The sequence below is a fragment of the Mesorhizobium sp. M3A.F.Ca.ET.175.01.1.1 genome (genome assembly GCF_004791945.1).
Classification (GTDB): domain Bacteria; phylum Pseudomonadota; class Alphaproteobacteria; order Rhizobiales; family Rhizobiaceae; genus Mesorhizobium.
On record NZ_SRTP01000004.1, the window covers coordinates 80,322 to 106,926 of the forward strand.

Here is a 26,605-nt window from a genome sequence, read left to right on the forward strand (position 1 = left end):
TCAGACCCCCGCCTGCTGGCGCTGGCGCCTGAGATGCGGCGGCATCACGGCATAGAGCCCTTCGAACATATCGCGAGTCGACGGCTTGCCGCCGGCATGCAACGTGCCGTGGCTCTCGGCCTCCTTCTGCGCCGCGATCACCGTCTCGAGGATCTCGGCTTCCGCCTGGGTGTGGCGCTGCTCGGACCAGACGCCTTTGTGGATGAGATGGTTTCTCAGCCGGATGATGGGGTCGCCGAGCGGCCAGGCGTCGGATTCCGCCTTCGGCCGGTAGGCGGACGGATCGTCCGAGCTCGAATGCGCACCGGCGCGGTAGGTGACATATTCGACCAGCGTCGGCCCGAGATTGCTGCGCGCGCGCTCGGCCGCCCACTTGGCCACCGCATGAACGGCGAGGTAGTCGTTGCCGTCGACGCGCAGGGCCGGGATGCCGAAGCCGAGGCCCCGCGCCGCGAAAGTGCCGGCGCCGCCGCGGGCAATGCCTTGAAAGGTCGAGATCGCCCACTGGTTGTTGACGACATTGAGGATGACCGGCGCCTTGTAGGTCGAGGCGAAGACCAGCGCCGAATGGAAATCGGACTCCGCCGTCGAGCCATCGCCGATCCAGGCGGCGGCGATGCGCGAGTCGTTGGAGATCGCCGAGGCCATCGCCCAGCCGACCGCCTGGATGTATTGCGTCGCCAGATTGCCGGAAATCGAGAAGAAGCCGTGCTCCTTCGACGAATACATGATCGGCAGCTGCCGGCCTTTCAGCGGATCGGCCTCGTTGGAATAGATCTGGTTCATCATCATGACCATGGGATAGCCGTCGGCGATGAGCAGTCCGGCCTGCCGGTAGGTCGGAAAATTCATGTCGCCGGGCTTGAGCGCCTTGCGGAAGGCGGTGCTCACCGCCTCCTCGCCGAGATGCTGCATATAGAAGGAGGTCTTGCCCTGGCGCTGCGCCATCTGCATGCGCTGGTCGAAGGTCCTCAGCGTCATCATGTTGCGCAGGCCTTCGAGCAGCTCCTCGTCGGTGAGCAGCCCGGCCCACGGACCGACCGCTTCGCCGGCACGGTTGAGCACCCGGATGATGGAGAAGGCCATGTCGCGGATGCTGCGCGGATCGACATCGATCTCCGGACGCGGCACCGAGCCTGCCTTGGCAATGGTCACATTGGAGAAATCGGGCGTGCCGCCGGGCCGAACCTCGGGCTCGGGCACATGAAAGCGCAACATTCCAGCATCGGCCATGACCTTCGTCCTCCAATGTTGCCGGTGCGATAGTGGCACATCCGCGCCGCCATTTCATCGGCCGAGATAGCGGCTGCCTTCCCTGTTGCCGGCCGCCGCCGGCGGCGGCAGCCCATGGCCGACAAGATGCAGATATGGCAGCGAAATTTCTTGTCGATGTTTTTGCCTCCCGCGCAATTTGGCGAATGGTGGCTGGGCGTTAGGCGCAAGAGGAGGCAAGTCGGCGGTAGGTTCGGTCAGCGCCCATTTGCCGGCGGTGACGCTGCCCCTCACCTGCCTGCCGCGGCCTGACCACCTGCCGCCCTTAATGGCCGAACCTCTGGTTCCCTCACCCCGCCCCGTGCTAACTCACCCCGCATGGCACAGAAGAAGGGATACGAGGTCGATTCGTGGCTCGCGAAGCCGGACCCCGCGATGGCGATTGTCCTGCTTTACGGCCCCGATCGCGGCTTGGTCGCCGAGCGGGCCAAGACCTTTGCCACCAAGACCGGCCTGCCGCTCGACGACCCGTTCTCGGTGGTCAAGCTGGACGGCGCGGAAGTCGACCGTGACCAGGGCCGCCTGCTCGACGAGGCCCGCACCGTGCCGATGTTCTCCGACCGGCGGCTGCTCTGGGTGCGCAATGCCAGCGGCCAAAAGGCCCTGGCCGACGACATCAAGGCGCTGACGAGCGAGCCGGCACGGGATGCGGTCATCCTGATCGAAGCCGGCGACCTGAAGAAGGGCACCGGCTTGCGAGCCATCGTCGAAGCCGCCGGCAACGCCATGGCCTTGCCCTGCTATGCCGACGAGGCCAGGGATCTGGATTCGGTCATCGATGACGAACTGCGCAAGGCCGGCATGTCGATGACGCTCGACGCCAGGCAGGCGTTGCGCCGCAATCTCGGCGGAGACCGGCTGGCCTCGCGCGGCGAGATCGAGAAGCTGGTGCTCTACGCCCACGGCAAGAGGGAGATCGTCCTCGACGACGTCAATGCGATGTCGGGCGATGTGTCCGGCGCCTCCTTCGACGACGCGGTCGATGCCGTGCTCGACGGCAGGATCGGCGATTTCGACACCGCCTTCACCCGCCACTGCCAGTCGGGTGGTCACCCGTTCCTGGTGCTGTCGGCTGCGATGCGGCAGCTGCAGGCGATCCAGGCAATGCGCGGCCAGATGGAATCGGGGGGCCGCAATGCCGCGTCGGTCGTCGCCGCCGCCCGCCCGCCGGTTTTCTTTTCGCGCCGCAGGTTGGTCGAAAAGACACTCGAACGCTGGAGCAGCGAAGCGCTCGGCCGCGCGCTGAACCGATTGCAGACGGCGGTGCTGCAGACCCGCAAGCGGCCCGATTTATCGGAGGCCTTGGCGCGCCAGGCCCTGCTCGGCATCGCGGTGGAAAGCGCCAGGCTGGGGCAGCGCTAAAGCATGTCGCCCAGAAGTGCGCAGCGGTTCTGGGGCAACGACATGCGTAAAAACAAAGACTTAAAGCGCGTCGCCTGACTCCGTTTCAGCGCGTCGCGCTTTAGCCCCCTTCGCGCCATGGCACTTGTTCTGCCGTTCAGTTCATGGTCATGCCGTCCGCCGCCTGGAAGGTCGGCAGCGCCTGCGGAAAGACGAGCACGGTGGCACCGTAGAGCAGCAGAGCAATCCCGGACACCTTTGCTATCCGCCCTCCCGCCGGAAGGGTCTTTTCCGCAAAGACCAGCAGGGTGACCACGGCCATTGCCGCGATGTGCATCATCCCGAGCGGAAAAAGCGCGACGAACAACAGCCAGCAGCAGCCGAGGCAATAGAGCCCATGCGTCAGGCCCATGCGCACCGCGCCCCAATGACCGTCGCGCCATGAGGTGAGGATAAACCCAAGTGGAGTGCGGCATTTGGCCAGGCAAAGGTCCTTCAATGGGGAAAGCTGGTAGGCGCCCGCGACGATCACCAGCACACCACCGATGCGCGCGGCCGTCGCGGCGGACATTCCCGCCTGCGCGGCAAGCAGTTCTCCGGCAACCGCGCCGGCAAAGGCTAGCGCGCCCGTCGCACCCCAGACCAGCATGTATCCAGCCACGAAAGCCCAGGTCGAGACAAAGGTTTCGCCGCGCCCCATTTTGCCGGTCTGCACTCGATGGAACATAAGGATCATCGGCGCGGCCGTCGGGAACATCATCGCGACCATCATGATGATCCAGACAGCAAGAAACACCGGCGCCGTCATGCCCATGGTGGGTGAATACATCTCCATCGACATGCCGGCGTCCATGCCGCTCTGCTGCAGGACCAGCAGAGCCCAGGCCGCCGCCGCGACAGCGATCAGCAGCGCCAGAATGATGTTTCTTTGCAGCGCGAGCGGGTCTGCTCCGGCCATGGAACGCCTATTGCTGGCCGGACCAGTTGATCGGGGCATAATGGCCGTTCCGGCCGGAATTGTCCCAGTTCATGCCGTGGTCGCTGAACGTGCTGCCTTGTACGCCCATCGCCATTGTGAGCCTGTCGGGATTGACGGGATGTCCGGTCGCCGCCCACATCTCGCCGTCCTCGCGCATGGTTGGCAGCGGTTCGACGGCCATGTGCATGACGCCAGGGATTTCCGCCGACCGTTTCTTACCGTCGACCTGGTATCTGATCGGCGTTTTCTTCGCTCCGAGATTGTTGCCGATCATGGGCGCAAAGGCAGCCATCGGGCCACCTGCGGCACCGGTGAAGATCGCACCCAGCGCTTCCATCTGCCTGTCGTCCGCACGCTCGTCGATATAGGCGGCAGCCGTCCAGTTGCCCTCCGCCATCGGACCCGGCGTGTGAGCGATCATCGCCACGTTGAGGTCATCCAGCCGGACGTCGCCGTAATTGCCTTGATCGATGTGGAACACCAGGGCGACATCGCAGACGCCCTGCGTCGGCTTCGAGGTCAACTGCGCGTTGGTGGACAACAGACAGGGACACACGACGTCGCAATTGCAATTTTCGAAATAGCTCCCAGACAATTGCCAACTGATTGCCATTTTCACCTCCCTGCTCTGTCAGGCGCGGCGGCACGGCTAGACGAGATGGGCGCCGCTTCGCTGGCATCGGAGGAACGGCACATAGCCCGACATCACGGCTTCTCGGCGCGCCAGGGCATATTGTTCAGTTGCACCTAATGGAGGTTACGCCGATACCGCGCACTGTCAAGGAACAGGCCGGGCCAGCTTCGGCTGCCTCTCATCGCGCCTGCCGGCTGCAACCGCTTCTTCTCGAAAAGGCCCCGACGTTCATCTTAAGCTGGAAGATAATTTGCCGGCTAAATACAGTTCTTCCTCAATGGCCTAGCGTTCGTCTTTGAGACGTCGGCAGAGCTCGTCGAGTTGGTCCAGCGTGCGGTAATTGACCCGCAGCGTGCCGCCTTTGCCCTTGTGCTCGATGCTGACGATCATGCCGATCGTGTCGGTCATCAGCTTTTCCAGCGCCAGCGTGTCGGGATCCTTGTCCGGCGCGCTCGACGCGGTTTTCACTTTGGCCGGCGTCGGACCGGCCGGCATCTGCGCCAGTGCTTCGGCCTGGCGGACCGAAAGTCCTTCCTCGACGATCCGCTTCGCAAGCCCGGCCGGATCGCCGGCCGTCACCAGCGTGCGCGCATGCCCGGCAGACAGTGCGCCGTCGACAAGCATGTCATGGATGACCCCGGGCAGCTTGAGCAGCCTGAGCGTATTGGCGACATGGCTGCGGCTTTTGCCGATCACCTGGCCGAGATCGGCCTGGGTATAGCCATGCTCGTCGATCAGTTGCTGGTAGCCTTGCGCCTCCTCGACCGGATTGAGGTCGGCGCGCTGCACGTTCTCGATGATCGCCAGTTCCAGCGCGGTGCGATCGTTGACGTCGCGCACGATCAGCGGGATCTCGGTGAGTCCTGCACGTTGCGCCGCCCGCCAGCGCCGCTCGCCGGCGATGATCTCGTAACGGCCGGGCTGCGACGGCGCTGGCCGCGCCACCACGGGCTGCACCACGCCATGTTCGCGGATCGATTGCGCCAGATCGGTAAGCTCGGCATCGCCGAAATGCCGGCGCGGGTTCTTCGGGTTGGGGCTGACGAACTCGATCGGCACCTTGCCGTCCGCCGCGACTTGGCTCGGCTTTTCCGCCACTGCCGGACGGTCGATCTCGCCGATCAGCGCCGCGAGCCCACGGCCCAGTCTTTTTCTCGATTGGTCTTCGCTCATTATTCTGTCCAGGTCGTTTCGGGATGGAATCGGCTAATCGTCATCAGGATGCGATCAGGCTGCGCGCAGCTTGCGCTCGCGGCGGATCACTTCGGAGGCGAGTTGCAGATAGGCCTGGCTGCCCGAGCATTTGAGATCGTAAAGGATCGCCGGCTTGCCGTAGGAGGGGGCTTCGGAAACGCGCACATTGCGCGGGATGATCGTCTCGTAAACCTTGTCGCCCATATGCGCCCGAACGTCCTGCACCACTTGGTTGGCGAGGTTGTTGCGGCCGTCGAACATGGTGAGCACGATGCCTTGGATGGTGAGATCCGGATTGATCGTGCGGCGCACCTGCTCGACCGTCTCGAGCAGCTGGCTGAGACCTTCCAGCGCGAAGAATTCGCATTGCAGCGGCACCAGAACCGAATCGGCTGCCGCCATTGAATTCAAAGTCAAAAGGTTGAGCGACGGCGGGCAGTCGATGAGCACATAGCCGAACGGTGCCGCGCGTTCGGCAGCGGCGCGCAATGCATTGCGCAGGCGCAGCACCCGGTCGGGGGCCGAGGCGATCTCCATCTCGATGCCGAGCAGGTCGAGGGTCGAAGGCACGATCGACAAGCCCGGTACCGCCGTCGGCACCGCGGCTGCTTCGAGCTCGAGCTCGCCCGTCAGCACGTCGTAGGACGACACCGTGCGGTCCTTGCGGTCGATGCCGAGACCGGTGCTGGCATTGCCCTGCGGATCGAGATCGACGATCAGCACCTGTTCGCCGATCGCGGCCAGCGCGGTGGCCAGATTGATCGCCGTGGTCGTCTTGCCGACGCCGCCCTTCTGGTTGGCAACGGTGATGATACGCGGTCCAGTTTTCATGGGTCTATGCCAGTAATTCATTGTGGGGTCGCCGGGCGCAGATCGGTGATTTCCAGGATGACGGCGTGGGGGTCGGTCATGCTGGGATGTTCTACCAGATCGAAGGTCCAGCGGTGAGCGCTTTCTTCCACTTCGGCTCGGTAATCCCGGCCTTTATGAAAGAGCGCGCGCGACCCTTGCGTCAGCCAGGGCGCTGACAGACCAAGCAGTTCGGGCAGTGCCGCCAATGCCCGCGCTGTCACAATTTCCGGTGCGGAAATAAAAGGATAGCTGTCGTCGATGCGCCGCGCGAGGACTCGTGCCGGCAGCCCGAACTGGCCAACGACGGACTGCAGGAACGACGCTTTCTTGCGGTTGCTCTCGACCAGGTCGATTGACGCGCCCGCGCGCTCGGCCAGCAGGAAACCCATCACCAATCCGGGAAAGCCGCCGCCCGAGCCGATGTCGACCCACCGCTTTGCGACAGGCGCGATTCGGGCAAGCTGAGCGCTGTCGAGGACATGGCGACGCCAGACGTCCTCCAGCGTCGACGGCGCCGCCAGATTGATGCTGCGATTCCATTTGAGGAAGAGCCGCTCGAAGACCTTGAGACGTTCGAATGTTTCACGTGAAACCGCACCGGCAGCCTGCTGCAGGTCTTCCCAGGCATCAGCGCTCACGCCACGTCCTTCCGCACGGCGAGCTCGACATTGCGGACATGGGCGACGATGATGGCAAGGGCCGCCGGCGTCATACCTTCCATCCGCTGCGCATCAGCGATCGAGCGTGGCCGACGGATCTTCATCTTTTGCTTCAACTCATTCGACAGCCCGGGCACGCCTGAGAAGTCGATGCTCTCCGGGATGAGGCGCGACTCCTCATGCCTGATCTGCGCCACATCAGCCTGCTGGCGTTCGAGATAAACGGCATACTTGGCCTCTGTCTCGAGCCGTTCCGCCGTTTTGCCATCCAGCGCGGCAAAGCGGGGCTCGACGCGGGTGAGCCAAGCCATGTCGACACCGGGATGCGCAAGCAGCTCATAGGCAGAGCGCCGCACGCCGTCCTTGTTGATCTCCAGCCCATGCCGCGCCGCTTCGTTCGGGGTGAACGTCACGGATTTGGCCAGCGCACGCGCCTGGTCCAGTTGCTGCGTCATCTCGCGGAAGCGCAACATTCGATGAGACGAGGCAATTCCGAGCTTCGCAGCCAGCGGGGTCAGCCGCTCATCGGCGTTGTCGGCGCGCAGCGAGAGCCTGAACTCGGCCCGTGAGGTGAACATGCGGTAGGGCTCGGCGATGCCGCGGCTGGTAAGATCGTCGATCATGACGCCGATATAGGCCTCGGTGCGGCTGAGCACGATCTGCTCGCTGGCCGAAGCCTTCCGCGCAGCGTTGATGCCGGCAAGCAGTCCCTGCGCCCCGGCCTCTTCATAGCCGGTCGTGCCGTTGATCTGCCCGGCCAGGAACAGGCCGGCAATGCGCTTCGTCTCCAGCGTCGTCCTCAGTTCGCGCGGATCAACATGGTCGTATTCGATGGCATAGCCCGGCTGCAGCATCGTCGCTCGCTCCAGCCCGGTAATCGTCTTCAATATGTCAAGCTGCACGTCTTCCGGCAGCGAGGTCGAAATTCCGTTCGGATAGACGGTGTCGTCGTCGAGGCCTTCCGGTTCGAGAAAGATCTGGTGACCCTCGCGATCACCGAACTTGACGATCTTATCCTCGATCGACGGGCAGTAGCGCGGTCCGACACCTTCGATCGATCCGGAATACATGGCCGAGCGGCCGAGATTTGCACGGATTAGATCATGCGTCGCCGGCGTGGTGCGGGTAATGCCGCAATGAATCTGCGGATTCGTGATCCGGTCAGTCATCAGCGAGAACGGGACCGGATCCTCGTCTGCCGCCTGGCTTTCCAGCGACGCCCAGTCGATGGTGCGGCCATCGAGGCGAGGGGGCGTTCCCGTCTTCAGGCGTCCAAGCTTGAAGCCTGCGCGGCTCATGGTCGCCGACAAGCCCATGCTCGCCTGCTCGTTCATGCGGCCGGCAACCATTTTCTTCTCGCCGATATGGATCAGCCCGCGCAGGAAGGTGCCGGTGGTCAGCACCACGGCACCACAGGCCAGCCGCCGGTCGCCGGAAACGAGGACGGCCTCGACCCGCTCGTCCTCGATCGCGAGATCCAGAACCTCGCCCTCAATCACGTCGAGATTGGCCTGATCGCCGATCGCCGCCTGCATGGCGAGTCGATAAAGTTTGCGGTCAGCCTGAGTGCGCGGTCCGCGCACGGCCGGGCCTTTGCGGCGATTAAGCAGGCGAAACTGGATGCCGGCGGCATCGGCGATGCGCCCCATCACCCCGTCCATGGCATCGATTTCGCGAACCAAGTGCCCTTTGCCGAGGCCGCCGATCGCCGGGTTGCAGGACATGACCCCGATCGTCTCGAAACGCAGCGTCACCAACGCGGTCCTTGCGCCGGCGCGCGCGGCAGCACTGGCCGCCTCGCATCCGGCATGGCCGCCGCCCACCACCACCACGTCATAGTGATTGGTCATTTCAAGAATCCGGTTTCAGAGATCGTCCGAACACATGTCCCCGCTGCCCCGCGCTGTCAAGGACGAACGCCCGACTCGTTTCACGTGAAACACGCCACCATTGCAGCCTGCGGTGTTTCACGTGAGTCACGCCGGCGCGCCGCGATCCGGTGTTTCACGTGAGTCACTTCCCAATGCAGAACTGCGAGAAGATGACGTCGAGCAGGTCCTCGACGTCAACGGCACCGACGATCTTCCCGATACGATCGGCCGCCAAGCGCAGGTCCTCAGCCCTCAGTTCCGGGCTCACCCCGGAACGGGCCCTCGCAAGAAAGCCCTTCGCCTCGTTCAAGAGCTCGACGTGCCGAAGCCTCGACGGCAGGATATCGCCGGCATCGCCGATCGCTTGCGCAGCGCGGCTGCCAATTACGTCCAGCAGCGCGGTCAGCCCCGTGCCGTCCTTCGACGAGATCAAAAGATCATAGCCGTTCGGCTGTCCAGCTCCGAGATCAGCTTTCGTCCCCAGCTTGAGCAAAGGCACACCTGCCGGAATCTCGCCCACGGGCAGGGGACCTGTCATGTCCTCCAGCAGCAGCACAAGGTCGGCGCCGCCGGCCTTGGCGCGTGCCCTTTCGATGCCGATAGTCTCGACTTTGCCGACGGCCTCGCGCAAACCGGCTGTATCGACGACCCGAACGCGCATCCCGTTCAGATCAAGCGCCACTTCCAGTAGGTCCCGGGTGGTCCCCGGCTCGTCAGTCACGATCGCCGCCTCTCGCTGGGCGAGTGCATTGAACAGGCTGGACTTGCCGGCATTTGGCGCGCCGAGGATAACCACCTCAAAGCCGTCGCGGATAATTTCGGCGGCCTTGAACCCGCGGATGTGGCGTTCGATCTCGACAATCATCGTGGCCACATCAGACCAAACCGCGTCCGAAACAGAGCCTGGCACATCGTCTTCCTCGGCGAAGTCGATCTCCGCCTCGATCATCGCGCGTGCATGGATCAGCCGCCGGCGCCAGCCCGCGTAAAGATCGCTCTGCACGCCTTCCGCATTGCGCACGGCAAAGCGGCGCTGCGCTTCCGTCTCGGCACTAACGAGATCGGCCAACGCTTCCGTCTCCACCAGATCGAGTTTGCCGTTGAGAAAGGCGCGCCGGGTAAACTCGCCCGGCTCGGCGTGCCTGATGTCATCGAAGGCCGTGATCGCCTCGAGCAGCTTCGCGGCAACGGCGCGGCCGCCATGAACATGGAACTCGGCGACGTCCTCGCCGGTAAAGCTTGCCGGCCCCGCAAAGAACAGAACAAGCCCGTGATCGATGACCGAGCCATCCGACGCCGTCAGCTTGCGCAGCGTGGCATGCCTTTCCTTAACGCCTCCGGCAGCGATCGTTTCGACCACGAATCGAGTCTTCGGGCCCGAGATGCGGACCACAGCGACCCCGGCCGGCAGGCGGCCGCTCGACAGCGCCACGATCGAATCCTTCGAAGCCATCTGGGAAACCATTTGCCCGACCTGCCGAACCGCCCTAGGTATTTCGTTTCACAATTCCGGACACGCTGCTGCTGGCTTGCCGGAATTGTCGCTCATCAACGATCATGCCGAGCCGCCCATCGTGACCCTGCCCGCACGAAACCTGCTTGCCGAAGAGGCCAGTCCCTACCTGCAGCAGCACAGCGACAATCCCGTGCACTGGCGGGCCTGGTCGCCGACGGCCCTGGCCGAAGCCAAGGAGCTCGAACGGCCGATCCTTCTCTCCATCGGCTATGCCGCCTGCCACTGGTGCCATGTCATGGCGCATGAAAGCTTCGAGAACGCCGCCGTGGCTGCCGTCATGAACCGGCTCTTCGTCAATATCAAGGTCGATCGCGAGGAGCGCCCGGACATCGACCAGATCTATATGGCGGCACTCCATGCCATGGGCGAGCAGGGCGGCTGGCCGTTGACCATGTTCCTGACGCCCGACGGCAAGCCGTTCTGGGGCGGCACCTATTTTCCGCGCGAGGCCCGCTACGGCCGCCCCGGCTTCATCCAGGTGCTGGAAGCGGTTGACAAGGCATGGCGGGAGAAGCGGCAAAGCCTTGCCGACAGCGCCGCTGGATTGGCCGCCCATGTGGAGCAGCGGCTTGCCGGAACCCAGGGCAGGGCGGCGCTCGACCGCGGCACGCTGGCCGACCTCGCCGGGCGTATCGACCGCATGATCGACCGCGATCTCGGGGGCTTGAGCGGCGCACCGAAATTCCCCAACGCGCCGTTCATGCACACCCTATGGCTGTCCTGGCTCCGCGACGGCCACGCTGCCCACCGCGACGCCGTGCTGCTCAGCCTCGAAAGGATGCTCGCCGGCGGCATTTACGACCATCTCGGCGGCGGCCTCAGCCGCTATGCGACCGACGCCGAATGGTTGGTGCCGCATTTCGAAAAGATGCTCTACGACAATGCCCAGCTCATCCGCCTCTGCAACTGGGCCTATGCGGCGAGCGAGAACGAGTTGTTCCGGATACGAATCGAAGAAACGATCGCCTGGCTGCTGCGCGAGATGCGCGACGACGGCGGCGCCTTTGTCGCCAGCCTCGATGCCGATAGCGAAGGCGAGGAGGGGCTGTTCTACACCTGGAGCCCGGGAGAGGTCGAAGCCGCACTCGGGGACGAGACGGCTATGTTCTTCCGCTATTTCGAGCTGGCCGCTCCTCATGGCTGGGAAGGCAAGCCGATTATCAGCCAGACCGCCGGACAACAACGCCAGGGCGTCGCCGACTGCATCCAACTTGCGCCGCTGAAGGCCAAGCTGCTCGCCAGCCGGGAAAAGCGGGTCAGGCCGGGACGCGACGGCAAGGCGCTCACCGACTGGAACGGCCTGATGATCGCCGCTCTCGCCGAAGCTGGCCGAACCTTCGGGCGATCCGACTGGATCGAGGCCGCGGCCAAGGCCTTCGCTCATATTGTCGGAGCCAGCCAGAATGGCCGGTTACCGCATTCGATGCTGGGCGCCAAAAAGCTGTTCCCGGCCTTGTCGAGCGACTATGCCGCCATGACCAATGCCGCGATCGCCTTGTTCGAGGCGACCGGAAATTCGATCTACTCGGACCATGCCAAGCAGTTCATCGACCAGCTCGACCGCTGGCATCAGGACAGTGCAGAGACCGGCTACTATCTGACGGCGTCGGACAGCAGTGACGTCCTGATCCGCATCCGCGGCGATGTCGACGAGGCGATCCCTTCGGCCACCAGCCAGATCATCGAAGCACTGGTTCGGCTCTCGTCTCTTACCGGCGATCTCGAACTCTGGGACAAGGCCTGGACGACGGCCGAGCACGCCGTCGGCCGCGCCGCCCAGCAGGCCTATGGCCAGGCCGGCATCATCAACGCCTGCGCGCTGGCGCTCGAACCGCTGAAGCTGGTCATTATAGATGGAACTGAGTCTTCAAGCCTCGTTCCGGTAGCGAATCGAACACCGGACCCAAGGCGTGTCGATGTCGTCGTTCCGATCGGCACGGAACCGAATCGACCGCTGCTGCCCGGCGGCGTGCTGCCGCCGACGGATAAGCCAGGCGCCTGGCTCTGCACCGGGCAAGTGTGCCTGCCGGTGGCAACCGATGCCGCGGAGTTGGAGAAGTTGCTGCGGCGGGGCTCGTCATCCTAGGCCGGAGCAAGGAGCGAAGCTACGCGCGCAGACCCTAGGATATGCCGTGACGGCGGAGGTCACGGCATGGATCCTCGGGTCAAGCCCTAGGATGACGAAGAGGAGGGGCAGCGCCCCACCCGATCACGTGTTCATCGAATCGAAGAAATCGGCGTTGGTCTTGGTCTGCTTGAGCTTGTCGATGAGGAACTCGATCGCGTCGGTCGTTCCCATCGGCGCCAGGATGCGGCGCAGCACGAAGATCTTCTGCAGATCCGCGCGCGGCACCAGCAGGTCTTCCTTGCGGGTGCCGGACTTGAGGATGTCCATCGCTGGGTAGATGCGCTTGTCGGCGACCTTGCGGTCGAGCTGGATTTCGCAGTTGCCGGTGCCCTTGAACTCTTCGAAGATCACTTCATCCATGCGGCTGCCGGTATCGATCAGCGCCGTGGCGATGATGGTGAGCGAACCGCCTTCCTCGATGTTGCGGGCGGCGCCGAAGAAGCGCTTCGGGCGCTGCAGCGCGTTGGCGTCGACACCGCCGGTCAGCACCTTGCCGGATGACGGCACGACGGTGTTGTAGGCGCGGCCGAGGCGCGTGATCGAATCGAGCAGGATGACGACGTCGCGGCCATGCTCGACCAGGCGCTTGGCTTTTTCGATCACCATCTCGGCGACCTGCACGTGGCGGGCGGCCGGCTCGTCGAAGGTCGAGGAGATCACCTCGCCCTTCACCGAGCGCTGCATGTCGGTCACTTCCTCCGGGCGCTCGTCGATCAGAAGCACGATCAGATAGCATTCCGGATGGTTGGCGGTGATCGAGTGCGCGATGTTCTGCATGAGAACCGTCTTGCCGGTACGCGGCTGCGCGTTGATCAGCGCGCGCTGTCCCTTGCCGATCGGTGCGACCAGGTCGATGACGCGCGGCGAGATGTCCTTCGAGGTCGGATTGTCGATCTCCATCTTCAGCCGCTTGGTCGGATAGAGCGGCGTCAGATTGTCGAAATGGATCTTGTGCCGGATCTTCTCCGGATCGTCGAAATTGATCGTGTTGACCTTGAGCAGGGCGAAATAGCGCTCGCCCTCTTTCGGGCTGCGGATCGGTCCTTCGACCGTATCGCCGGTCTTGAGCGAAAAGCGCCGGATCTGCGACGGCGAGATATAGATGTCGTCGGGACCGGGCAGGTAGTTTGCGTTGGCCGAGCGCAGGAAACCGAAACCGTCCTGCAGCACCTCGACCACGCCGTCGCCGATGATTTCTATGTCCTGGGCAGCGAGCTTCTTCAGGATTGCGAACATCAGCTCCTGCTTGCGCATGACGCTGGCGTTCTCGACCTCGAGCGATTCGGCATAAGCGATCAGCTCTGGCGGCTTCTTGTTCTTGAACTCGGCGAGTTTCATTTCTTGCATTAGATAGACTCTGGGTAGGCTTTGGGGAGAAAAATCGGCTGGTATGCGACAAATGCCGGGCGCGGCCGAAAGCGAAAAGGGGGCGGCGCATGACGGGAAGGAAGACCCGTCTTTTATCGTCGGTCGCCTGAAAGAGCAAGCCGCCTTTTGCTGGGCCATCCGGCCCGTTCTTGGGAATCTCAGAACGGCTTCACGATGACCAGGATGACGATGACGATCATCAACAATGTGGGGATTTCATTGACGACCCGCCAGTGCTTGGCGCTCTTTTCGTTGCGGTCCTCGGCGAATTTTCGCACCGCGCCGGCGAAATAGCCGTGAAGCCCTGAAAGCAGCAGCACCGCGGCGATCTTGGCGTGCAGCCAGCCGCCCTGGAAAGCGAAACCTTTCCAGGCGAGCCAGAGGCCGAACACCCAGGTCACGGTCATCGCCGGATTGATGATGGCCCGCAGCAGCCTGCGCTCCATCACCTTGAAGGTCTCGGACTGCGCCGAGCCCCTCTCGGCATCGGCATGGTAGACGAAGAGCCGCGGCAGGTAGAGCATGCCGGCCATCCACGAGATGACGGCGATGACATGGATCGCCTTTGCCCAAAGATAGAAGCTGTCCGGCGCCACAAGGAACAGCAGCCCGGTCAGCAGGACAAGCACGAGGATGCCGATCACCATGCGTTTCATCGCCTGGCCGGTGCTGTTCTCGCTGGCTATACCGGTCATCCGCGGCTCCTCACCATTTTCACCATCGCCTCGACATGCGCCACCGGTGTTTCGGGCGTGATGCCATGGCCGAGATTGAAGATCAGCGGGCCATCGCCGAGCGTCCGAAGAATGGCGGCCACGCCGTCAGCCAGCGCCTTGCCGCCGGCGACCAGCCGCAGCGGATCAAGATTGCCCTGCACCGCGCCTTCGCTCTGCAACTCCTTGGCCATCGAAAGCGGCACGGTCCAGTCGAGGCCAAGACCGGTGATTCCCGTCTTCTTGCGATAGTCGCGATAGCGCTCGCCGGCGCCTTTCGGGAAACCGATCACCGGGACATCGGGATGCGCAGCCTTCACCTGCCGCACGATCTCGGCCACGGGCTCGACGCAGAACGCCTCGAACGAGGCGTCGTCGAGAACGCCCGACCAGGAATCGAAAATCTGCACGACATCGGCGCCGGCCTCGATCTGGCGGATGAGATAGGCGGCCGAATGGTCGGCCAGTAGCTTCAGAAGCCGCGCGAAAGCCTCCGGTTCGCGATAGGCAAAAAGCCGTGCCGGCGCCTGATCCGGCGTGCCGTGGCCGGCAATCATATAGGTGGCCACCGTCCAGGGTGCGCCGCAGAAACCGATCAGAGTCGTTTCATCCGGCAGTTTCGCGCGCAGGCGACGCACCGTTTCGTAGACCGGCTCGAGATTCACGTGAAACGTTTCGCCATCGAGCGCCGGTATCTCGGCCGCCGCGATCGGCTTCAGGATCGGCCCGCGGCCTTCTTCGAACCGGACTTCCCGGCCCAGCGCATTGGGCACGACAAGGATGTCGGAGAACAGGATCGAGGCATCGAAGCCGAAGCGTTCGATCGGCTGCAGCGTCACTTCGACGGCAAGCTCGGGATCGTAGCAGAGATCGAGGAAGGATCCGGCCCGCTTCCGGGTTTTGCGATATTCCGGCAGGTAGCGACCTGCCTGGCGCATCATCCAGAGCGGCGGCGGTGAGACCGTCTGGCCCTTGAGGACGTCCAGCATGATCCGTTTCCCAGCCATCAGGCGTCGATCCTTGGGTCTCTTACAATCAAATATCTATTTTAAAAGAGTCTTCTGATTCTAAGAGTCTGTTGGTTGTGGTGGTTGCGACCTGTCCCGCCTGCCGCCCGAAAACGCCAGTCAGCATATTGTCGCGCGCCCTTGTTCGCAAATTGGAGGGATCTGGGGAAGAACCGGATTCAGGCTGTGGAGTCAGCGGCTTGGCCTTGCCGCCTCGAATTTGGCACTGTGGATGGTACCGGCCAAGGAAAGTTGATCCCCAGTTTTGTCCCCAGCGCCGCGGCAAAGCCTACAGCGGGGCGAATTGTGGACAAGCTGGCATCTGATACAGTCGCCTTCGCCGGCCCCGATTTTTCGTCCAGCCTTGTCCACATCTGCCCACAGCCCGGAACCGCCCTTGTGAACAAACCCCAGAGCTTCTTTCACCTGCATCTGATTTCCGACGCCACCGGCGAGACGCTGCTGGCGGCCGGCCGCGCGGCGTCCGCCCAGTACAAGGACGCGCGGGCCATCGAGCACATCTATCCGCTGATCCGCACCGAAAAGCAGATCGCCAAGGTGTTCGAGGATATCGAGCAGGAGCCCGGCATCATTCTCTACACCGTCGTCGACCAGAAGCTCGCGCGCAGCATAGACGAGCGCTGCGCCGCCATGGGCCTGCCCTGCGTTTCGGTGCTCGAGCCGGTGCTCAGTGTCTTCCAATCCTATCTCGGCACGCCGGCCGGCCGGCGCGTCGGTGCCCAGCATGTGCTTGACGCCGAATATTTCCGCCGCATCGATGCGCTGAACTTCACCATGGAGCATGATGACGGTCAGCTGCCGGCCAATATGGACGACGCCGATATCGTGCTGATCGGCATCTCGCGCACCTCGAAGACGCCGACCAGCATCTATCTGGCAAACCGCGGCATCAAGACCGCCAACATCCCGATCGTGTTGGGCGTGCCGCTGCCGGAAAGTCTGATCGCCGCGAAGACGCCGCTGATCGTCGGCCTGGTCGCCACTGCCGAGCGCATCTCGCATGTGCGGCAGAACCGCATCCTCGGCAACACCGCCCCTTATGTCTCGACCGACTATATCGATCGCGTCTCGATCAACGAGGAGCTCGCCTATGCGCGCCAGCTCTGCACCAGGCATGGCTGGCCGATGATCGACGTCAGCCGCCGCTCCATCGAGGAAACGGCGGCGGCCATCGTTGCCCTGCGCGGAAAGAACAGATAACTGGGGCCGGCGATGCGCGGCTGACGACCACCGCCGCGTCGCTCGTAACCGTGGCCGAGGAGTGCAGCGATCCAAGAAATTGCTCGCCGCACTCGTCTCCTGCCCAGTTCAAACCTTAGGCAACCACAAAACCATGGCCGAGAAAATCATCCTCGCTTCGGGCAGTCCTTTCCGCAAGGCGATGCTCGTCAATGCCGGGCTCGACATCGAGGCGGTGCCGGCGAATGTCGACGAACGCGCGCTCGAGGCGCCCTTGCAGGACAGCGGCGCCTCGCCGGAGGACGTGGCTTCGATCCTCGCCGAGGCCAAGGCAACGGAAGTCAGCGAGCGCAAGCCCGGCGCTCTGGTGCTGGGCTGCGACCAGACGCTGTCGTTGGGTGACGAGGTCTTCCACAAGCCGGCCGACATGGAAGGCGCGCGCAGGCATCTTTTGGCTTTGTCCGGCAAGACGCATCAGTTGAACAGCGCCGCCGTGCTCTGCCGAGATGGCGAGGTCCTGTGGCGCCATGTCGGCATTGCCAGCCTCACCATGCTCAAGCTCGACCCGGCCTTCATCGGCCGGCACCTGGCCCGCGTCGGCGCCAAGGCGCTGTCCAGCGTCGGCGCCTACCAGATCGAGGGCGAAGGCATCCAGCTGTTCGAGAAGATCGAAGGCGACTATTTCACCATTGTCGGCCTGCCGCTCTTGCCGGTTCTGGAGGAATTGCGCGCCCTGGGAGCCATCGATGGCTGAGAGGAGGGCGTTCGTCACCGGTCATCCGATCGCGCATTCGCGCTCGCCGAAGATCCATGGCCACTGGCTGGCGCAATATGGCATCGACGGCAGCTACCAGGCGATCGACGTCGCGCTGGCCGATTTTGCCCGCTTCCTGAAATCGATCGGTGCCGGTGGCTATCGTGGCGGCAACGTCACCATTCCGCACAAGGAAGCCGCCTTCGCGGGGGTCGCCCGCCGCGATCACGCCGCCGAGCAAATCGGCGCGGTCAACACGCTGTGGTTCGAGGACGGGGTTCTGTGGGGCGGCAACACCGACGGCCACGGCTTTGCCGCCAATCTCGACGACCACGCACCGGGCTGGGCGGCCAATGGTCCGGCCGTGGTGCTGGGGGCGGGCGGAGCATCCCGGGCCGTGATCCACGCGCTCAAACAGCGCGGCATCGGCGACATCCGCATCGTCAATCGCACGCTGGCGCGAGCTCAGGAACTCGCCGACCGGTTCGGCGCCGGGGTTTCCGCGCATGGCGCCGGCGCTGTCGGGGAATTGCTTTCCGATGCCGGCCTGCTCGTCAACACCACGGCGCTCGGCATGCATGGCAACGAGGCTCTTGCCGCCGACCCGGCGGGCCTGCCCGGCCATGCCATCGTCACCGACATCGTCTATATGCCGCTGGAAACACCGTTGCTCGCTGCGGCCAGAACCCGCGGTCTGAAAACTGTGGATGGCCTCGGCATGCTGCTGCACCAGGCGGTGCCTGGTTTCGAGCTCTGGTTCGGGCAAAAGCCGGAGGTCACGCCGGAATTGCGGCGCATCATCGTCGCCGACATCGAAGCCCATTGATGACGGACAACGCCATGATCGTGCTCGGCCTCACCGGATCGATCGGCATGGGCAAGTCGACCACGGCGAAGATGTTCGCCGAGGCCGGCGTGCCGGTCCATGATTCCGACGAGACCGTGCATCGGCTCTATGCAGGAAAGGCCGCGCCCCTGGTCGAGGCGGCCTTTCCCGGCACGACGCGATCGGGCGTCGTCGACCGCGCCAGGCTGGCCGAAAAGGTGTTGGGCGATCCGGCCGCGCTAAGCAAGCTGGAAGCGATCATCCATCCGCTGGTGCGGGCCGATGCCGATGCGTTTCTTGCCAGCCATCGCGCCGCCGGCGCGCCGCTCGCCGTGCTCGACATTCCGCTGCTCTTCGAGACCGGCGGCCGCGACCGCGTCGACAAGGTCGTGGTCGTCACCGCGCCCGCCGACATCCAGCGAGAGCGTGTGCTCGCACGGCCCGGCATGGGCGAGGAGAAGTTTGCCGCGATCCTCGCCAAGCAGGTGTCGGACGCCGAAAAGCGCCGCCAGGCCGATTTCATCGTCGACACCGGCCAGGGCTTCGATGCCGCGCGCCGGGCGGTCGAAGCCATCATCCGCGAATTGACGGGGGAAAACTCCGGCAAGGACGCTTCCTGACGGCCCCTGTCAGCAGACCCCATTGCCATTTTGTTCCGGTTTGTGATTCTGGTATCCAGAGCGGACCGATTCGAAATGCGTGAGATCATCTTCGATACCGAAACCACCGGCCTCGATTTGCGCGAAGACCGCATCATCGAGCTCGGCGGGGTCGAGCTTGTCAATCGCTTTCCGACCGGCCGCACCTTCCACAAGTTCATCAATCCGCAAGGGCGTGCGATCCACGCCGAAGCGCAGGCCGTGCACGGCATCAGCGCGGCCGATCTCGTCGGCAAGCCGACCTTCACGGAGATCGTCGAGGAATGGCTGGCCTTCACCGATGGGGCCAAGCTCATCGCGCACAACGCCACCTTCGACCTCGGCTTCCTCAACCTGGAATTCAGCCGGCTCGGCCATCCGGCCATCGATCCGGGCCGCATCGTCGACACGCTGGCCTTGGCCCGGCGCAAGCATCCGATGGGCCCGAATTCGCTCGATGCGCTCTGCCGGCGCTATGGCATCGACAACACCCGCCGCACCAAGCACGGCGCGCTCCTGGACTCCGAATTGCTGGCCGAAGTCTATATCGAGCTCATCGGCGGCAAGCAGGCGGCGCTGATCCTCGATGCCGTGGCGGTGCAGGTGAACGGCGCCGGCGAGGTGGCCGACATCGACATCTCGATCGTTGCCCGGCCGATCGCGCTGCCGCCGCGCCTCACCGAGGCCGATCGCGCCGCGCATGCCGCCCTTGTCTCGGCGCTTGGCGAAAAGGCGCTGTGGCTGAAGGTGGCAGTCGGCGCTGGTAGCGCCTGATGCTGAGGATTGGCCGAAAGCACCCTCACGTCGTCATGCTCGGGCTTGACCCGAGTATCCATGCCCCGACCTTTGCCGTAGACTGCAACGGTGCAGAATTCTGTAACCGCGGCGACGCCTTAGCGTCACGGCATGATCCCAGGGTCTGCGCGCTTCGCTTCGCTCCTTGCTGCGCCCTAGGATGACGACCGAGCCGTCGTAGCGCCACGTCGAAGGCAACAAAAAGCCCGGCACGAAGCCGGGCGTTTCGATAAGATGCGACGGTGGCCGTCTCAGCTCACCTGAACCTTGGCCGCCGCCTGGTCCTCGGCCAGCTTCTGCTGGAACATCTGCGCGAAATCGATCGGGTCGAGCATCAGCGGCGGGAAGCCGCCATTACGGGTCGCCTCGGCGATGATCTGGCGGGCGAAGGGGAAAAGCAGCCGCGGGCATTCGATGAACAGGATCGGCAGCATGTGCTCCTGCGGGAAGCCGGCGATGGCGAAGACGCCGCCATAGACCAGCTCGACGTTGAACAGCACCTCCTGGTCGAAGGAGGCCTTGGCATTCAGCGTCAGGTTGACGTCGAACTGCTTGTCCGACAGCGGATTGGCGTTGACGTTGACATTGATGGCGATGCCCGGAGCCTTGTCGCGGCCGCGCAGCGAGTTGGGTGCGCCGGGGCTTTCGAAGGACAGGTCCTTCACATACTGGGCAAGCACGTTGAGCGAGGGCTGCGTCTGGTTGCCGTTGCCGTTGGCGGCGCCTGCCGCGGCGTCATCATTGCTGGCCATGAGCCTGTGGTCCTTTTGCCTGGGCAGCGTTGCTGACCGGATTGAAATCGGGGGTTCGCTACCATGGTCGGCAGCACAAGACAAGTTTCGCCGCCCTGTGCATGTCGTCCGAAAATCCGCAGCGGTCCTGTGGCAAGCGAGAGTCGGGACGGGATTTTCAGGCGCCGATCCGCGACTCGGCGCAACGGTGCCCGGGCCTAGTCGTCCTTGAGGCGTCGCCAGGGCGAATCATGGTCCGGCCCGCGCTTGTAGTCGTCGGCACGCGAATAGTCGCTGTCGTCGAGATCGATGGTCTTGTCGCGGCTGCGGGCGCGAAAGCCGCCGCTGAAGCTGGTCGCCATCACGATGCGGTTCTTGAGCAGGCGCCAGGCCAGGTCGCGCACTGGCGGGAGCAGAAGCAGGATGGCGATAATGTCGGTGATGAAGCCTGGAATGATGAGCAGGATCGCAGCCAGCACGATCATCGCGCCATGCGCGAGCTGGCGGCTGGGATCGCGTCCGGCGTCCATCTCCGCGCGCACCCGGGCCATCACGCCAAAGCCCTGGAGCCGGAGCAGCAGGCTGCCGGCGATGGTGGACAAAATGACCAGCCCAACCGTCGCCAAGGCGCCGACTTCACGGCCGACAATGACGAAGCCGGCGATCTCCAGCAACGGCAGCAGGAGCAGGAACAGCGGAATGAACGAAACGCGCAAGTGTCGACCGATCGCTTTCTTCTTTCGCAGGCTCGGCGACAATCGCCGCTGGCCTTGGCGCCCTTAGATAGGTATGGCTGCCTTTGATTTGAATGATTGCGCCCGCCGTTCTATATGCTTTGGGTGATGAACGCTATGCGACCGCCGCCTTCTTAGAAGCTCTGGCGGTCCGGCCGGTACAGGGATCGAGTTGGCGGAAGATATGGGTTTCTTCGACTTCGGCACGATTTTCTTTTTGATTGCGGCAGTTGTGATCTTCTTCCAGCTGCGCAACGTGCTGGGCCGTCGCACCGGAAACGAGCGTCCGCCCTTCGATCCCTATTCGGCGAGCCGCACGCGCGACCAGGACGCGGCGCAGAAATCGGAGAATGTGGTGTCGCTGCCGCGCAAGCGCATGCCTGGCGAGACCGCCGCCGAGACCTATGCCGCGATCGATGCGTTCGCCAAGCCCGACAGCGACCTCAACAAGGGCTTGCGGACGATCAAGGACAACGACCCGTCCTTCGATCCGAAGACCTTCATCGACGGCGCCAAAATGGCTTATGAGATGATTGTCATGGCCTTTGCCGACGGCGACCGCAAGACGCTGAAGAACCTGCTGTCGCGCGAGGTCTATGACAGCTTCGCCGCTGCGATCGGCGAGCGCGAGGCGAAATCGGAAAAGATCCAGTCCTCTTTCGTCGGCATCGACAAGGTCGATATCGTCGCCGCGGAGATGAAGGGCAGCGAGGCCCATATCACGCTGCGCATCGTCAGCGAGTTGGTTTCGGCAACCCGCGACAAGGTCGGCGCCGTCATTGACGGCGATCCGGAGAAAGTGGCCGAGGTCAAGGACGTCTGGACCTTCTTCCGCGATACCCGCTCGCGCGATCCGAACTGGAAGCTCGTCGCCACGGAAGAAGAAGACTGACCTGGAGCATGATGCCGAAAAGTGTGAAGCGGTTTTCGGACGACATCATGTTTTATGATTTGGAGCCGGATCCCGATTTCAGGTCGAATCCGCCTGAAATCATCCGGCTCTAGGCGGCGGCTGCCATGTCGCTCTCTCCCGCATTCAGCCAAACGACCTTCAGCGACCTGCCCGGCTGGGATGAGGACGATCATGCCGCCGCTTACGCGGCGTTTCGGCGCTCTGCCTTCCACGTCCTCGTCAAGTCCTATCGCACCGGCTCGCTCGGCGTCGCTGGCGACGCCTTTGCCGAAGCCTATGCCGAGGCGCGCGCCGTTTCGGTCCCGGATGCGTCGGAGGCGCGGTCTTTTTTCGAGCGTCATTTCGTTCCGATGCTGGTGGCGGCGGAAGACGGCGGCCCCGGCCTGGTCACCGGCTTCTACGAGCCGGAGGCTGAGGCTTCGCCGGTCAGGACGGACCGCTTCAGCGTGCCGCTGCTTTCGCGCCCTGCGGATCTCATCGACATCGACGATGGCAACCGGCCGGCCGGGATGGACCCCTATCTCGCCTTCGCGCGTAAAACGCCGGCGGGCTTGATCGAATATTTCGACCGCGGCGCGATCGAGCGCGGCGCGCTTTCCGGTCGGAATCTCGAAATCGCCTGGCTCGCCGACAAGGTCGATGCCTTCTTCATCCACGTGCAGGGCGCGGCGCGGCTGAAGTTGACGGACGGCAGGCTCTGCCGCGTCACCTATGCCTCGAAGTCCGGCCAGCGTTTCACCGGTCCCGGCCGGATCCTGAGCGAGCTTGGCGAGATTCCGCTCGAGAAGGTGACGATGCAGTCGATCCGCGCCTGGTTCAAGGCGCATCCCGACCGCGTCGACGAGATCCTGTGGCGGAACCGCTCCTACATCTTCTTTCGCGAAGCCCCGGTCGAAGATGCAGCACTCGGTCCCATCGCCGCCGCCAAGGTGCCGCTGGCGCCGGGCCGCTCGGTCGCTGTCGACCGCTTGCTGCATACCTTCGGCACGCCTTTCCATATCGTTGCGCCGAGTCTCACTGCCTTTGACCAGAAGCCGTTTCGTCGCCTGATGATCGCGCAGGATACCGGCTCGGCCATTACCGGTCCGGCGCGCGGCGATCTCTTTGCCGGCTCCGGCGATGCGGCGGGCGAAATCGCCGGTGTTGTCCGCAACGCCGCCGATTTCTATGCGCTGGTCCCGCGCGTGCTGGTCAACGGAGTGCGCCGATGACCCGCCGCGACGACAAGCTCAGCGAGGATGACCGCATCCTCTGGAACCTGGTTGCTCGGACGGCCCGGCCGCTCAAGGGCAAGGCCGCGGTAGAGATTCCCGACCTCGTGAAACCGAACGCGACGCCGGAGCCCCCACCGGTCAACGGCGTTCCGGCAATCGCCGCGAAGCCGAAGGTGCAGCATGTTGCGCACGCGCTGGACGACCAGACGCTGCACAAGTTGAAAAAGGGCCGGCTGCCGATCGAGGGCCGCGTCGACCTGCATGGCATGACGCAGGACGAGGCCTATTCGCTGCTGCTTACCTTCCTGCATCGCGCGCATGCCGGCGGCATCCGCTATGTCCTCGTCATCACCGGCAAGGGCTCGTCCTCCGGCGGCGACGGGATCCTGCGGCGTTCGGTGCCGCATTGGCTGTCTACACCGGCTTTCCGGCATCTTGTCTCGAGTCACGATCACGCCGCCCGCAACCACGGCGGCTCGGGCGCGCTCTATGTCCGGTTGAGACGCACGCGCGCATGAGAATGGCCCCGTGACCCCGTTCGGCGAAAAGTTGCGGGCGCTGCGAGCCGAGCGCGGCGTCAGCCAGAAGGCGATGGCGCAAGCCATCGGGGTCAGCGCCGCCTATCTGTCGGCGCTCGAGCATGGCCGCCGCGGGGCGCCGACCTGGACGCTGATCCAGAAGATCATCGGCTATTTCAACATCATCTGGGACGATGCCGAGGACCTCGCCCGTTTGGCCGAGACCTCGCATCCCCGGGTCAGGATCGATACGTCGGGTCTGTCGCCCGCCGCGACCGAGCTGGCCAACCTCCTGGCCGAGAGCATCGAGAGGCTGGACGAGGCGGAACTGCGGACAATCACTGCGTCGGTCCGTGCGGCGCTCGGTCGACGCGGGCGGTAAGCGGCAATTGGCAACGTCGGCGCTTGCCCTCATCTGGCGGCCGCCATCCTCTCCCCATGCACGGCCGTGAACCGAGGAAAAATGCCCGGCAGGGCGGCGCCGACGCTCGCTATCTGGCAAAATGCGATGGAAGCGGTCCCGGGCGGCGCGGCCGCCAGACTCGAGGCTCTCGCCTACTGCACCGAGCCGACCAGCACCTGCTGGCCATCGCGGATCGAAACCCAGCGGCCGGTGTTGTCGATCGCCTGCCGCTTGAGGAAGCGGTAGCCTGTCTCGTCCCAGGCTTTGACCTTGTCGGTCAAATTGTCGAGGACGTAATCGCCCCTGTCGGTGCGGACGGTCAGCACCGAATGGCCCTCGCCGTCAGGCTTGCGCACGACGGTGATCAGAAGATCGGCGAGCGAAATGCCCATGCCGGAAAGCTCGCGCCGCTTTTCCAGCACATAGTCCTCGCAATCGCCAAAGCCGTCGTCCGGATAGGCCCAGACTTCGTCCTTGCCGTAGTGATCGAGATCGCTCATCGGCCTGACCGCGGCATTGACCTTCGCGGTGATGCTTGTCAGCTTGCGCCAGACCCCCTCGGTCATCTTGGCCGGTGCGAGATTGTTTGGCCGGATGTTGCATTCGCCCGGATGGCTCTTGCAGAAATCGTAATGTCCAATCGGCTGCGACGTCAGGCCACCGGTCGTCATGGCGCCGGCCGCCCAAGCCGGCACCGCCCAGTGGGCCGAGATCGCCAGCCCTGCGACTGCACACAAACGCAGCATCCGCGCCATCGCTGAGGAAGTCATTGCCCCCGCCGCCCTGTTTTTATTAACGAAACGTTAAGGGCGATTTACAGTCCGTGTCAATTAGCGACGGCGGCTAGTTTGACGGCATGGTTACCCGCACGATCGCGAGAGCGGCTATTTCGCAACAGCCCTCGGGCTGAACGCCGCCGACCGCCTCGACAATGCAGCCTTTGGTAGTGGCGCCTGCAAGCATAGGTACGAGGCGACGACGCGGAGGACCGCCGTCCTGGAATCGCTTCATCGGCGAGCGGATCTGTCTTTCACGCCTTGGCGGAGCGCACCAGCTTGGGCTTCGCGGCCACGCGGCTCTGCCTGCCATAGCCCGTGATGAAGTCGACGATGCGCGGTACGATCTCGGAGCGGAAGCGCGAACCGTTGAAGACGCCGTAATGGCCGACGGCCGGCTGCATGTAATGCGCGTGCTTGTCGGGCGGAATGTTGATGCACAGGTCATGTGCGGCCTCGGTCTGGCCGAGGCCGGAAATGTCGTCGTTCTCGCCTTCCACGGTGAACAGGGCGACGTTGCGGATCGCCGAAGGATCGACCGCCTCGCCGCGATGCTTCATCTCGCCCTTCGGCAGAGCGTGACGCACGAACACCGTATCGACGGTCTGCAGGTAGAATTCCGCCGTCAGATCCATCACCGCCAGATATTCATCGTAGAAGTCGCGATGCTTCTCGGCGCTGTCGCCGTCGTTCTTCACAAGGTGCATGAAGAAGTCCTTGTGGGCGAGGATGTGGCGGTCGAGGTTCATGCTCATGAAGCCCGAAAGCTGCAGGAAGCCGGGATAAACCTCGCGGCCGAAGCCGGGCACCGGCCAAGGTGCCTTCATGATGACGTTGTCGCGGAACCAGCCGCTGCCCTTTTCCTCGGCGAGAAGATTGACCGCGGTCGGGTTGCGCCTGGTATCGATCGGGCCGCCCATCAGCGTCATGGTCGAAGGCACGAAGGGATCGCCGCGCTTTTCCATCAGCGCAACCGCCGCCAGCACCGGCACGGAAGGCTGGCACACCGCCATGACATGGGTGTCGGGGCCAAGCGCGTGGAACATGTCGATGATGTAGTCGATATAGTCGTCCAGGTCGAAACTGCCGTCGGCGAGCGGCACCATGCGGGCATCGACCCAGTCGGTGATGTGCACGTCGGCATGGGGCAGCATCGCCTCGACCGTGCCCCGCAGCAGCGTCGCGTAGTGGCCGGACATCGGCGCCACGATCAGAAGCTTGGGGTCCGGCTTGCGCCCTGCCGGCAGAGCCCGCTCGAACCGCACGAGGTTGCAGAACGGCCTGGACCAGACGGTCCTTTCCACGACGTCGACCGTGTTCCAGTCGACCACGGCCTTGCTCAGGCCGAATTGCGGCTTGCCGTAGCGGCGCGTGGTGCGCTCGAAGAGCTCGGCGGTCGCCGCGACCGAACGGCCGAAGGGCGTATGCGAGATCGGATTGAGTGGGTTGGAATAAAGCAGCCGCACCGCGTCGGCGTAAAGGCGGACCGGTTGCAGCGCCGCATGGTTCAGTTCGTAGAGCTGGTAGAACATCGACAACTCCGCTGCCGGCCTTCCGACTCAACGACGA

The 26,605-nt window shown here is 64.0% G+C and carries 26 protein-coding genes; 11 read left to right on the top strand and 15 right to left on the bottom strand.

What is annotated here, in order from left to right:
- Nucleotides 1–1,233 carry a 3-methyl-2-oxobutanoate dehydrogenase (2-methylpropanoyl-transferring) subunit alpha gene (locus EN818_RS11820; RefSeq protein WP_095805339.1) on the bottom strand — a complete coding sequence of 411 codons (1,233 nt, stop codon included), beginning with the start codon at nt 1,231–1,233 and terminating at the stop codon, nt 1–3.
- 357 nt (nt 1,234–1,590) lie between these two features.
- Between EN818_RS11820 and holA the strand changes: the two genes are divergently transcribed.
- Entirely contained in the window at nt 1,591–2,634 is a 1,044-nt protein-coding gene (gene holA / locus EN818_RS11825; RefSeq protein ID WP_095805338.1) for a DNA polymerase III subunit delta, read from the top strand.
- A gap of 136 nt (nt 2,635–2,770) precedes the next feature.
- Here the strand turns inward: holA and EN818_RS11830 are convergent, their stop codons facing one another.
- The 7 genes from EN818_RS11830 to mnmE all read right to left on the bottom strand — a co-directional run bounded on the left by EN818_RS11830 (nt 2,771) and on the right by mnmE (nt 10,255).
- Entirely contained in the window at nt 2,771–3,571 is an 801-nt protein-coding gene (locus tag EN818_RS11830; RefSeq protein WP_095805337.1) for a DUF2182 domain-containing protein, read from the bottom strand.
- 7 nt (nt 3,572–3,578) lie between these two features.
- Nucleotides 3,579–4,205 carry a DUF1326 domain-containing protein gene (locus EN818_RS11835; protein WP_095805336.1) on the bottom strand — a complete coding sequence of 209 codons (627 nt, stop codon included), beginning with the start codon at nt 4,203–4,205 and terminating at the stop codon, nt 3,579–3,581.
- 303 nt (nt 4,206–4,508) lie between these two features.
- Nucleotides 4,509–5,399, bottom strand: a complete 891-nt coding sequence (locus tag EN818_RS11840; RefSeq protein WP_095805335.1) for a ParB/RepB/Spo0J family partition protein — start codon at nt 5,397–5,399, stop codon at nt 4,509–4,511.
- Nucleotides 5,400–5,453: 54 nt separating this feature from the next.
- Complete coding sequence (locus EN818_RS11845) at nt 5,454–6,251, bottom strand: ParA family protein (protein WP_095805334.1); 798 nt, start codon at nt 6,249–6,251, stop codon at nt 5,454–5,456.
- A gap of 17 nt (nt 6,252–6,268) precedes the next feature.
- Nucleotides 6,269–6,910: a 16S rRNA (guanine(527)-N(7))-methyltransferase RsmG gene (rsmG, locus tag EN818_RS11850; protein WP_095805333.1), complete on the bottom strand. Its 642-nt coding sequence runs from the start codon at nt 6,908–6,910 to the stop codon at nt 6,269–6,271.
- Entirely contained in the window at nt 6,907–8,781 is a 1,875-nt protein-coding gene (gene mnmG, locus EN818_RS11855) for a tRNA uridine-5-carboxymethylaminomethyl(34) synthesis enzyme MnmG (RefSeq protein ID WP_135904544.1), read from the bottom strand. The genes rsmG and mnmG overlap by 4 nt, the downstream gene beginning before the upstream one ends.
- A gap of 163 nt (nt 8,782–8,944) precedes the next feature.
- The gene (gene mnmE, locus EN818_RS11860) at nt 8,945–10,255 is read right to left on the bottom strand and encodes a tRNA uridine-5-carboxymethylaminomethyl(34) synthesis GTPase MnmE (protein WP_129553580.1); all 1,311 of its coding nucleotides are present in this window, start codon (nt 10,253–10,255) and stop codon (nt 8,945–8,947) included.
- Nucleotides 10,256–10,376: 121 nt separating this feature from the next.
- On the opposite strand from mnmE, the gene EN818_RS11865 reads away from it, so the two are divergent.
- On the top strand, nt 10,377–12,404 hold the full coding sequence (locus EN818_RS11865) for a thioredoxin domain-containing protein (RefSeq protein ID WP_135904592.1): 2,028 nt from the start codon (nt 10,377–10,379) through the stop codon (nt 12,402–12,404).
- Between the two features lie 123 nt (nt 12,405–12,527).
- On the opposite strand, the gene rho is transcribed toward EN818_RS11865, so the two are convergent.
- The 3 genes from rho to hemE all read right to left on the bottom strand — a co-directional run bounded on the left by rho (nt 12,528) and on the right by hemE (nt 15,534).
- Nucleotides 12,528–13,793 (bottom strand): transcription termination factor Rho, encoded by a 1,266-nt coding sequence (rho, locus tag EN818_RS11870; RefSeq protein WP_095805330.1) that lies wholly within the window; start codon nt 13,791–13,793, stop codon nt 12,528–12,530.
- 179 nt (nt 13,794–13,972) lie between these two features.
- Nucleotides 13,973–14,509 (bottom strand): protoporphyrinogen oxidase HemJ, encoded by a 537-nt coding sequence (hemJ, locus tag EN818_RS11875; RefSeq protein WP_095805329.1) that lies wholly within the window; start codon nt 14,507–14,509, stop codon nt 13,973–13,975.
- Nucleotides 14,506–15,534, bottom strand: coding sequence for a uroporphyrinogen decarboxylase (hemE, locus tag EN818_RS11880; protein WP_095805328.1), 1,029 nt, complete (start codon nt 15,532–15,534; stop codon nt 14,506–14,508). Before hemE ends, hemJ begins: the two co-directional genes overlap by 4 nt.
- A gap of 399 nt (nt 15,535–15,933) precedes the next feature.
- Between hemE and EN818_RS11885 the strand changes: the two genes are divergently transcribed.
- From EN818_RS11885 to dnaQ, 5 genes are all read left to right on the top strand, one after another.
- The gene (locus EN818_RS11885) at nt 15,934–16,755 is read left to right on the top strand and encodes a pyruvate, water dikinase regulatory protein (protein ID WP_095805327.1); all 822 of its coding nucleotides are present in this window, start codon (nt 15,934–15,936) and stop codon (nt 16,753–16,755) included.
- A 133-nt stretch (nt 16,756–16,888) separates the two neighbouring features.
- Entirely contained in the window at nt 16,889–17,488 is a 600-nt protein-coding gene (locus tag EN818_RS11890; protein WP_095805326.1) for a Maf-like protein, read from the top strand.
- Complete coding sequence (locus tag EN818_RS11895) at nt 17,481–18,314, top strand: shikimate dehydrogenase (protein WP_095805325.1); 834 nt, start codon at nt 17,481–17,483, stop codon at nt 18,312–18,314. Before EN818_RS11890 ends, EN818_RS11895 begins: the two co-directional genes overlap by 8 nt.
- A 14-nt stretch (nt 18,315–18,328) precedes the next feature.
- Complete coding sequence (coaE, locus tag EN818_RS11900) at nt 18,329–18,934, top strand: dephospho-CoA kinase (RefSeq protein WP_095805455.1); 606 nt, start codon at nt 18,329–18,331, stop codon at nt 18,932–18,934.
- Nucleotides 18,935–19,009: 75 nt separating this feature from the next.
- On the top strand, nt 19,010–19,726 hold the full coding sequence (dnaQ, locus tag EN818_RS11905; protein WP_095805324.1) for a DNA polymerase III subunit epsilon: 717 nt from the start codon (nt 19,010–19,012) through the stop codon (nt 19,724–19,726).
- A gap of 272 nt (nt 19,727–19,998) precedes the next feature.
- Here dnaQ and secB read toward each other — a convergent pair whose 3' ends face one another.
- Nucleotides 19,999–20,499 carry a protein-export chaperone SecB gene (gene secB, locus EN818_RS11910; protein WP_095805323.1) on the bottom strand — a complete coding sequence of 167 codons (501 nt, stop codon included), beginning with the start codon at nt 20,497–20,499 and terminating at the stop codon, nt 19,999–20,001.
- A 197-nt stretch (nt 20,500–20,696) separates the two neighbouring features.
- Entirely contained in the window at nt 20,697–21,194 is a 498-nt protein-coding gene (locus EN818_RS11915; protein WP_095805322.1) for an FxsA family protein, read from the bottom strand.
- 202 nt (nt 21,195–21,396) lie between these two features.
- Between EN818_RS11915 and EN818_RS11920 the strand changes: the two genes are divergently transcribed.
- From EN818_RS11920 to EN818_RS11935, 4 genes are all read left to right on the top strand, one after another.
- The gene (locus EN818_RS11920; protein ID WP_095805321.1) at nt 21,397–22,104 is read left to right on the top strand and encodes a Tim44/TimA family putative adaptor protein; all 708 of its coding nucleotides are present in this window, start codon (nt 21,397–21,399) and stop codon (nt 22,102–22,104) included.
- A gap of 125 nt (nt 22,105–22,229) precedes the next feature.
- A complete protein-coding gene (locus EN818_RS11925; protein WP_135904546.1) occupies nt 22,230–23,336 on the top strand; it encodes a murein transglycosylase A in 1,107 nt (368 codons plus the stop codon).
- Nucleotides 23,333–23,857 carry a Smr/MutS family protein gene (locus tag EN818_RS11930; protein ID WP_095805319.1) on the top strand — a complete coding sequence of 175 codons (525 nt, stop codon included), beginning with the start codon at nt 23,333–23,335 and terminating at the stop codon, nt 23,855–23,857. The genes EN818_RS11925 and EN818_RS11930 overlap by 4 nt, the downstream gene beginning before the upstream one ends.
- A gap of 10 nt (nt 23,858–23,867) precedes the next feature.
- Entirely contained in the window at nt 23,868–24,239 is a 372-nt protein-coding gene (locus EN818_RS11935) for a helix-turn-helix transcriptional regulator (protein ID WP_095805318.1), read from the top strand.
- A gap of 173 nt (nt 24,240–24,412) precedes the next feature.
- Here the strand turns inward: EN818_RS11935 and EN818_RS11940 are convergent, their stop codons facing one another.
- Together EN818_RS11940 and EN818_RS11945 are read right to left on the bottom strand one after the other, a co-directional pair.
- Nucleotides 24,413–25,030, bottom strand: a complete 618-nt coding sequence (locus EN818_RS11940) for a transglutaminase-like cysteine peptidase (RefSeq protein WP_095805317.1) — start codon at nt 25,028–25,030, stop codon at nt 24,413–24,415.
- A 260-nt stretch (nt 25,031–25,290) separates the two neighbouring features.
- Nucleotides 25,291–26,568 (bottom strand): polyhydroxyalkanoate depolymerase, encoded by a 1,278-nt coding sequence (locus EN818_RS11945; RefSeq protein WP_095805316.1) that lies wholly within the window; start codon nt 26,566–26,568, stop codon nt 25,291–25,293.
- Between the last annotated feature and the right edge of the window lie 37 nt (nt 26,569–26,605).

Excerpts from the sequence above, each read along its gene's own strand:
- EN818_RS11820 (WP_095805339.1), bottom strand. The coding sequence starts at position 1,233 with ATGGCCGATGCTGGAATGTTGCGCTTTCATGTGCCCGAGCCCGAGGTT.
- holA (WP_095805338.1), top strand. The coding sequence starts at position 1,591 with ATGGCACAGAAGAAGGGATACGAGGTCGATTCGTGGCTCGCGAAGCCG.
- EN818_RS11830 (WP_095805337.1), bottom strand. The coding sequence starts at position 3,571 with ATGGCCGGAGCAGACCCGCTCGCGCTGCAAAGAAACATCATTCTGGCG.
- EN818_RS11835 (WP_095805336.1), bottom strand. The coding sequence starts at position 4,205 with ATGGCAATCAGTTGGCAATTGTCTGGGAGCTATTTCGAAAATTGCAAT.
- EN818_RS11840 (WP_095805335.1), bottom strand. The coding sequence starts at position 5,399 with ATGAGCGAAGACCAATCGAGAAAAAGACTGGGCCGTGGGCTCGCGGCG.
- EN818_RS11845 (WP_095805334.1), bottom strand. The coding sequence starts at position 6,251 with ATGAAAACTGGACCGCGTATCATCACCGTTGCCAACCAGAAGGGCGGC.
- mnmG (WP_135904544.1), bottom strand. The coding sequence starts at position 8,781 with ATGACCAATCACTATGACGTGGTGGTGGTGGGCGGCGGCCATGCCGGA.
- mnmE (WP_129553580.1), bottom strand. The coding sequence starts at position 10,255 with ATGGCTTCGAAGGATTCGATCGTGGCGCTGTCGAGCGGCCGCCTGCCG.
- rho (WP_095805330.1), bottom strand. The coding sequence starts at position 13,793 with ATGCAAGAAATGAAACTCGCCGAGTTCAAGAACAAGAAGCCGCCAGAG.
- hemJ (WP_095805329.1), bottom strand. The coding sequence starts at position 14,509 with ATGACCGGTATAGCCAGCGAGAACAGCACCGGCCAGGCGATGAAACGC.
- hemE (WP_095805328.1), bottom strand. The coding sequence starts at position 15,534 with ATGGCTGGGAAACGGATCATGCTGGACGTCCTCAAGGGCCAGACGGTC.
- EN818_RS11890 (WP_095805326.1), top strand. The coding sequence starts at position 16,889 with ATGGCCGAGAAAATCATCCTCGCTTCGGGCAGTCCTTTCCGCAAGGCG.
- EN818_RS11895 (WP_095805325.1), top strand. The coding sequence starts at position 17,481 with ATGGCTGAGAGGAGGGCGTTCGTCACCGGTCATCCGATCGCGCATTCG.
- coaE (WP_095805455.1), top strand. The coding sequence starts at position 18,329 with ATGATCGTGCTCGGCCTCACCGGATCGATCGGCATGGGCAAGTCGACC.
- dnaQ (WP_095805324.1), top strand. The coding sequence starts at position 19,010 with ATGCGTGAGATCATCTTCGATACCGAAACCACCGGCCTCGATTTGCGC.
- secB (WP_095805323.1), bottom strand. The coding sequence starts at position 20,499 with ATGGCCAGCAATGATGACGCCGCGGCAGGCGCCGCCAACGGCAACGGC.
- EN818_RS11920 (WP_095805321.1), top strand. The coding sequence starts at position 21,397 with ATGGGTTTCTTCGACTTCGGCACGATTTTCTTTTTGATTGCGGCAGTT.
- EN818_RS11925 (WP_135904546.1), top strand. The coding sequence starts at position 22,230 with ATGTCGCTCTCTCCCGCATTCAGCCAAACGACCTTCAGCGACCTGCCC.
- EN818_RS11930 (WP_095805319.1), top strand. The coding sequence starts at position 23,333 with ATGACCCGCCGCGACGACAAGCTCAGCGAGGATGACCGCATCCTCTGG.
- EN818_RS11940 (WP_095805317.1), bottom strand. The coding sequence starts at position 25,030 with ATGACTTCCTCAGCGATGGCGCGGATGCTGCGTTTGTGTGCAGTCGCA.
- EN818_RS11945 (WP_095805316.1), bottom strand. The coding sequence starts at position 26,568 with ATGTTCTACCAGCTCTACGAACTGAACCATGCGGCGCTGCAACCGGTC.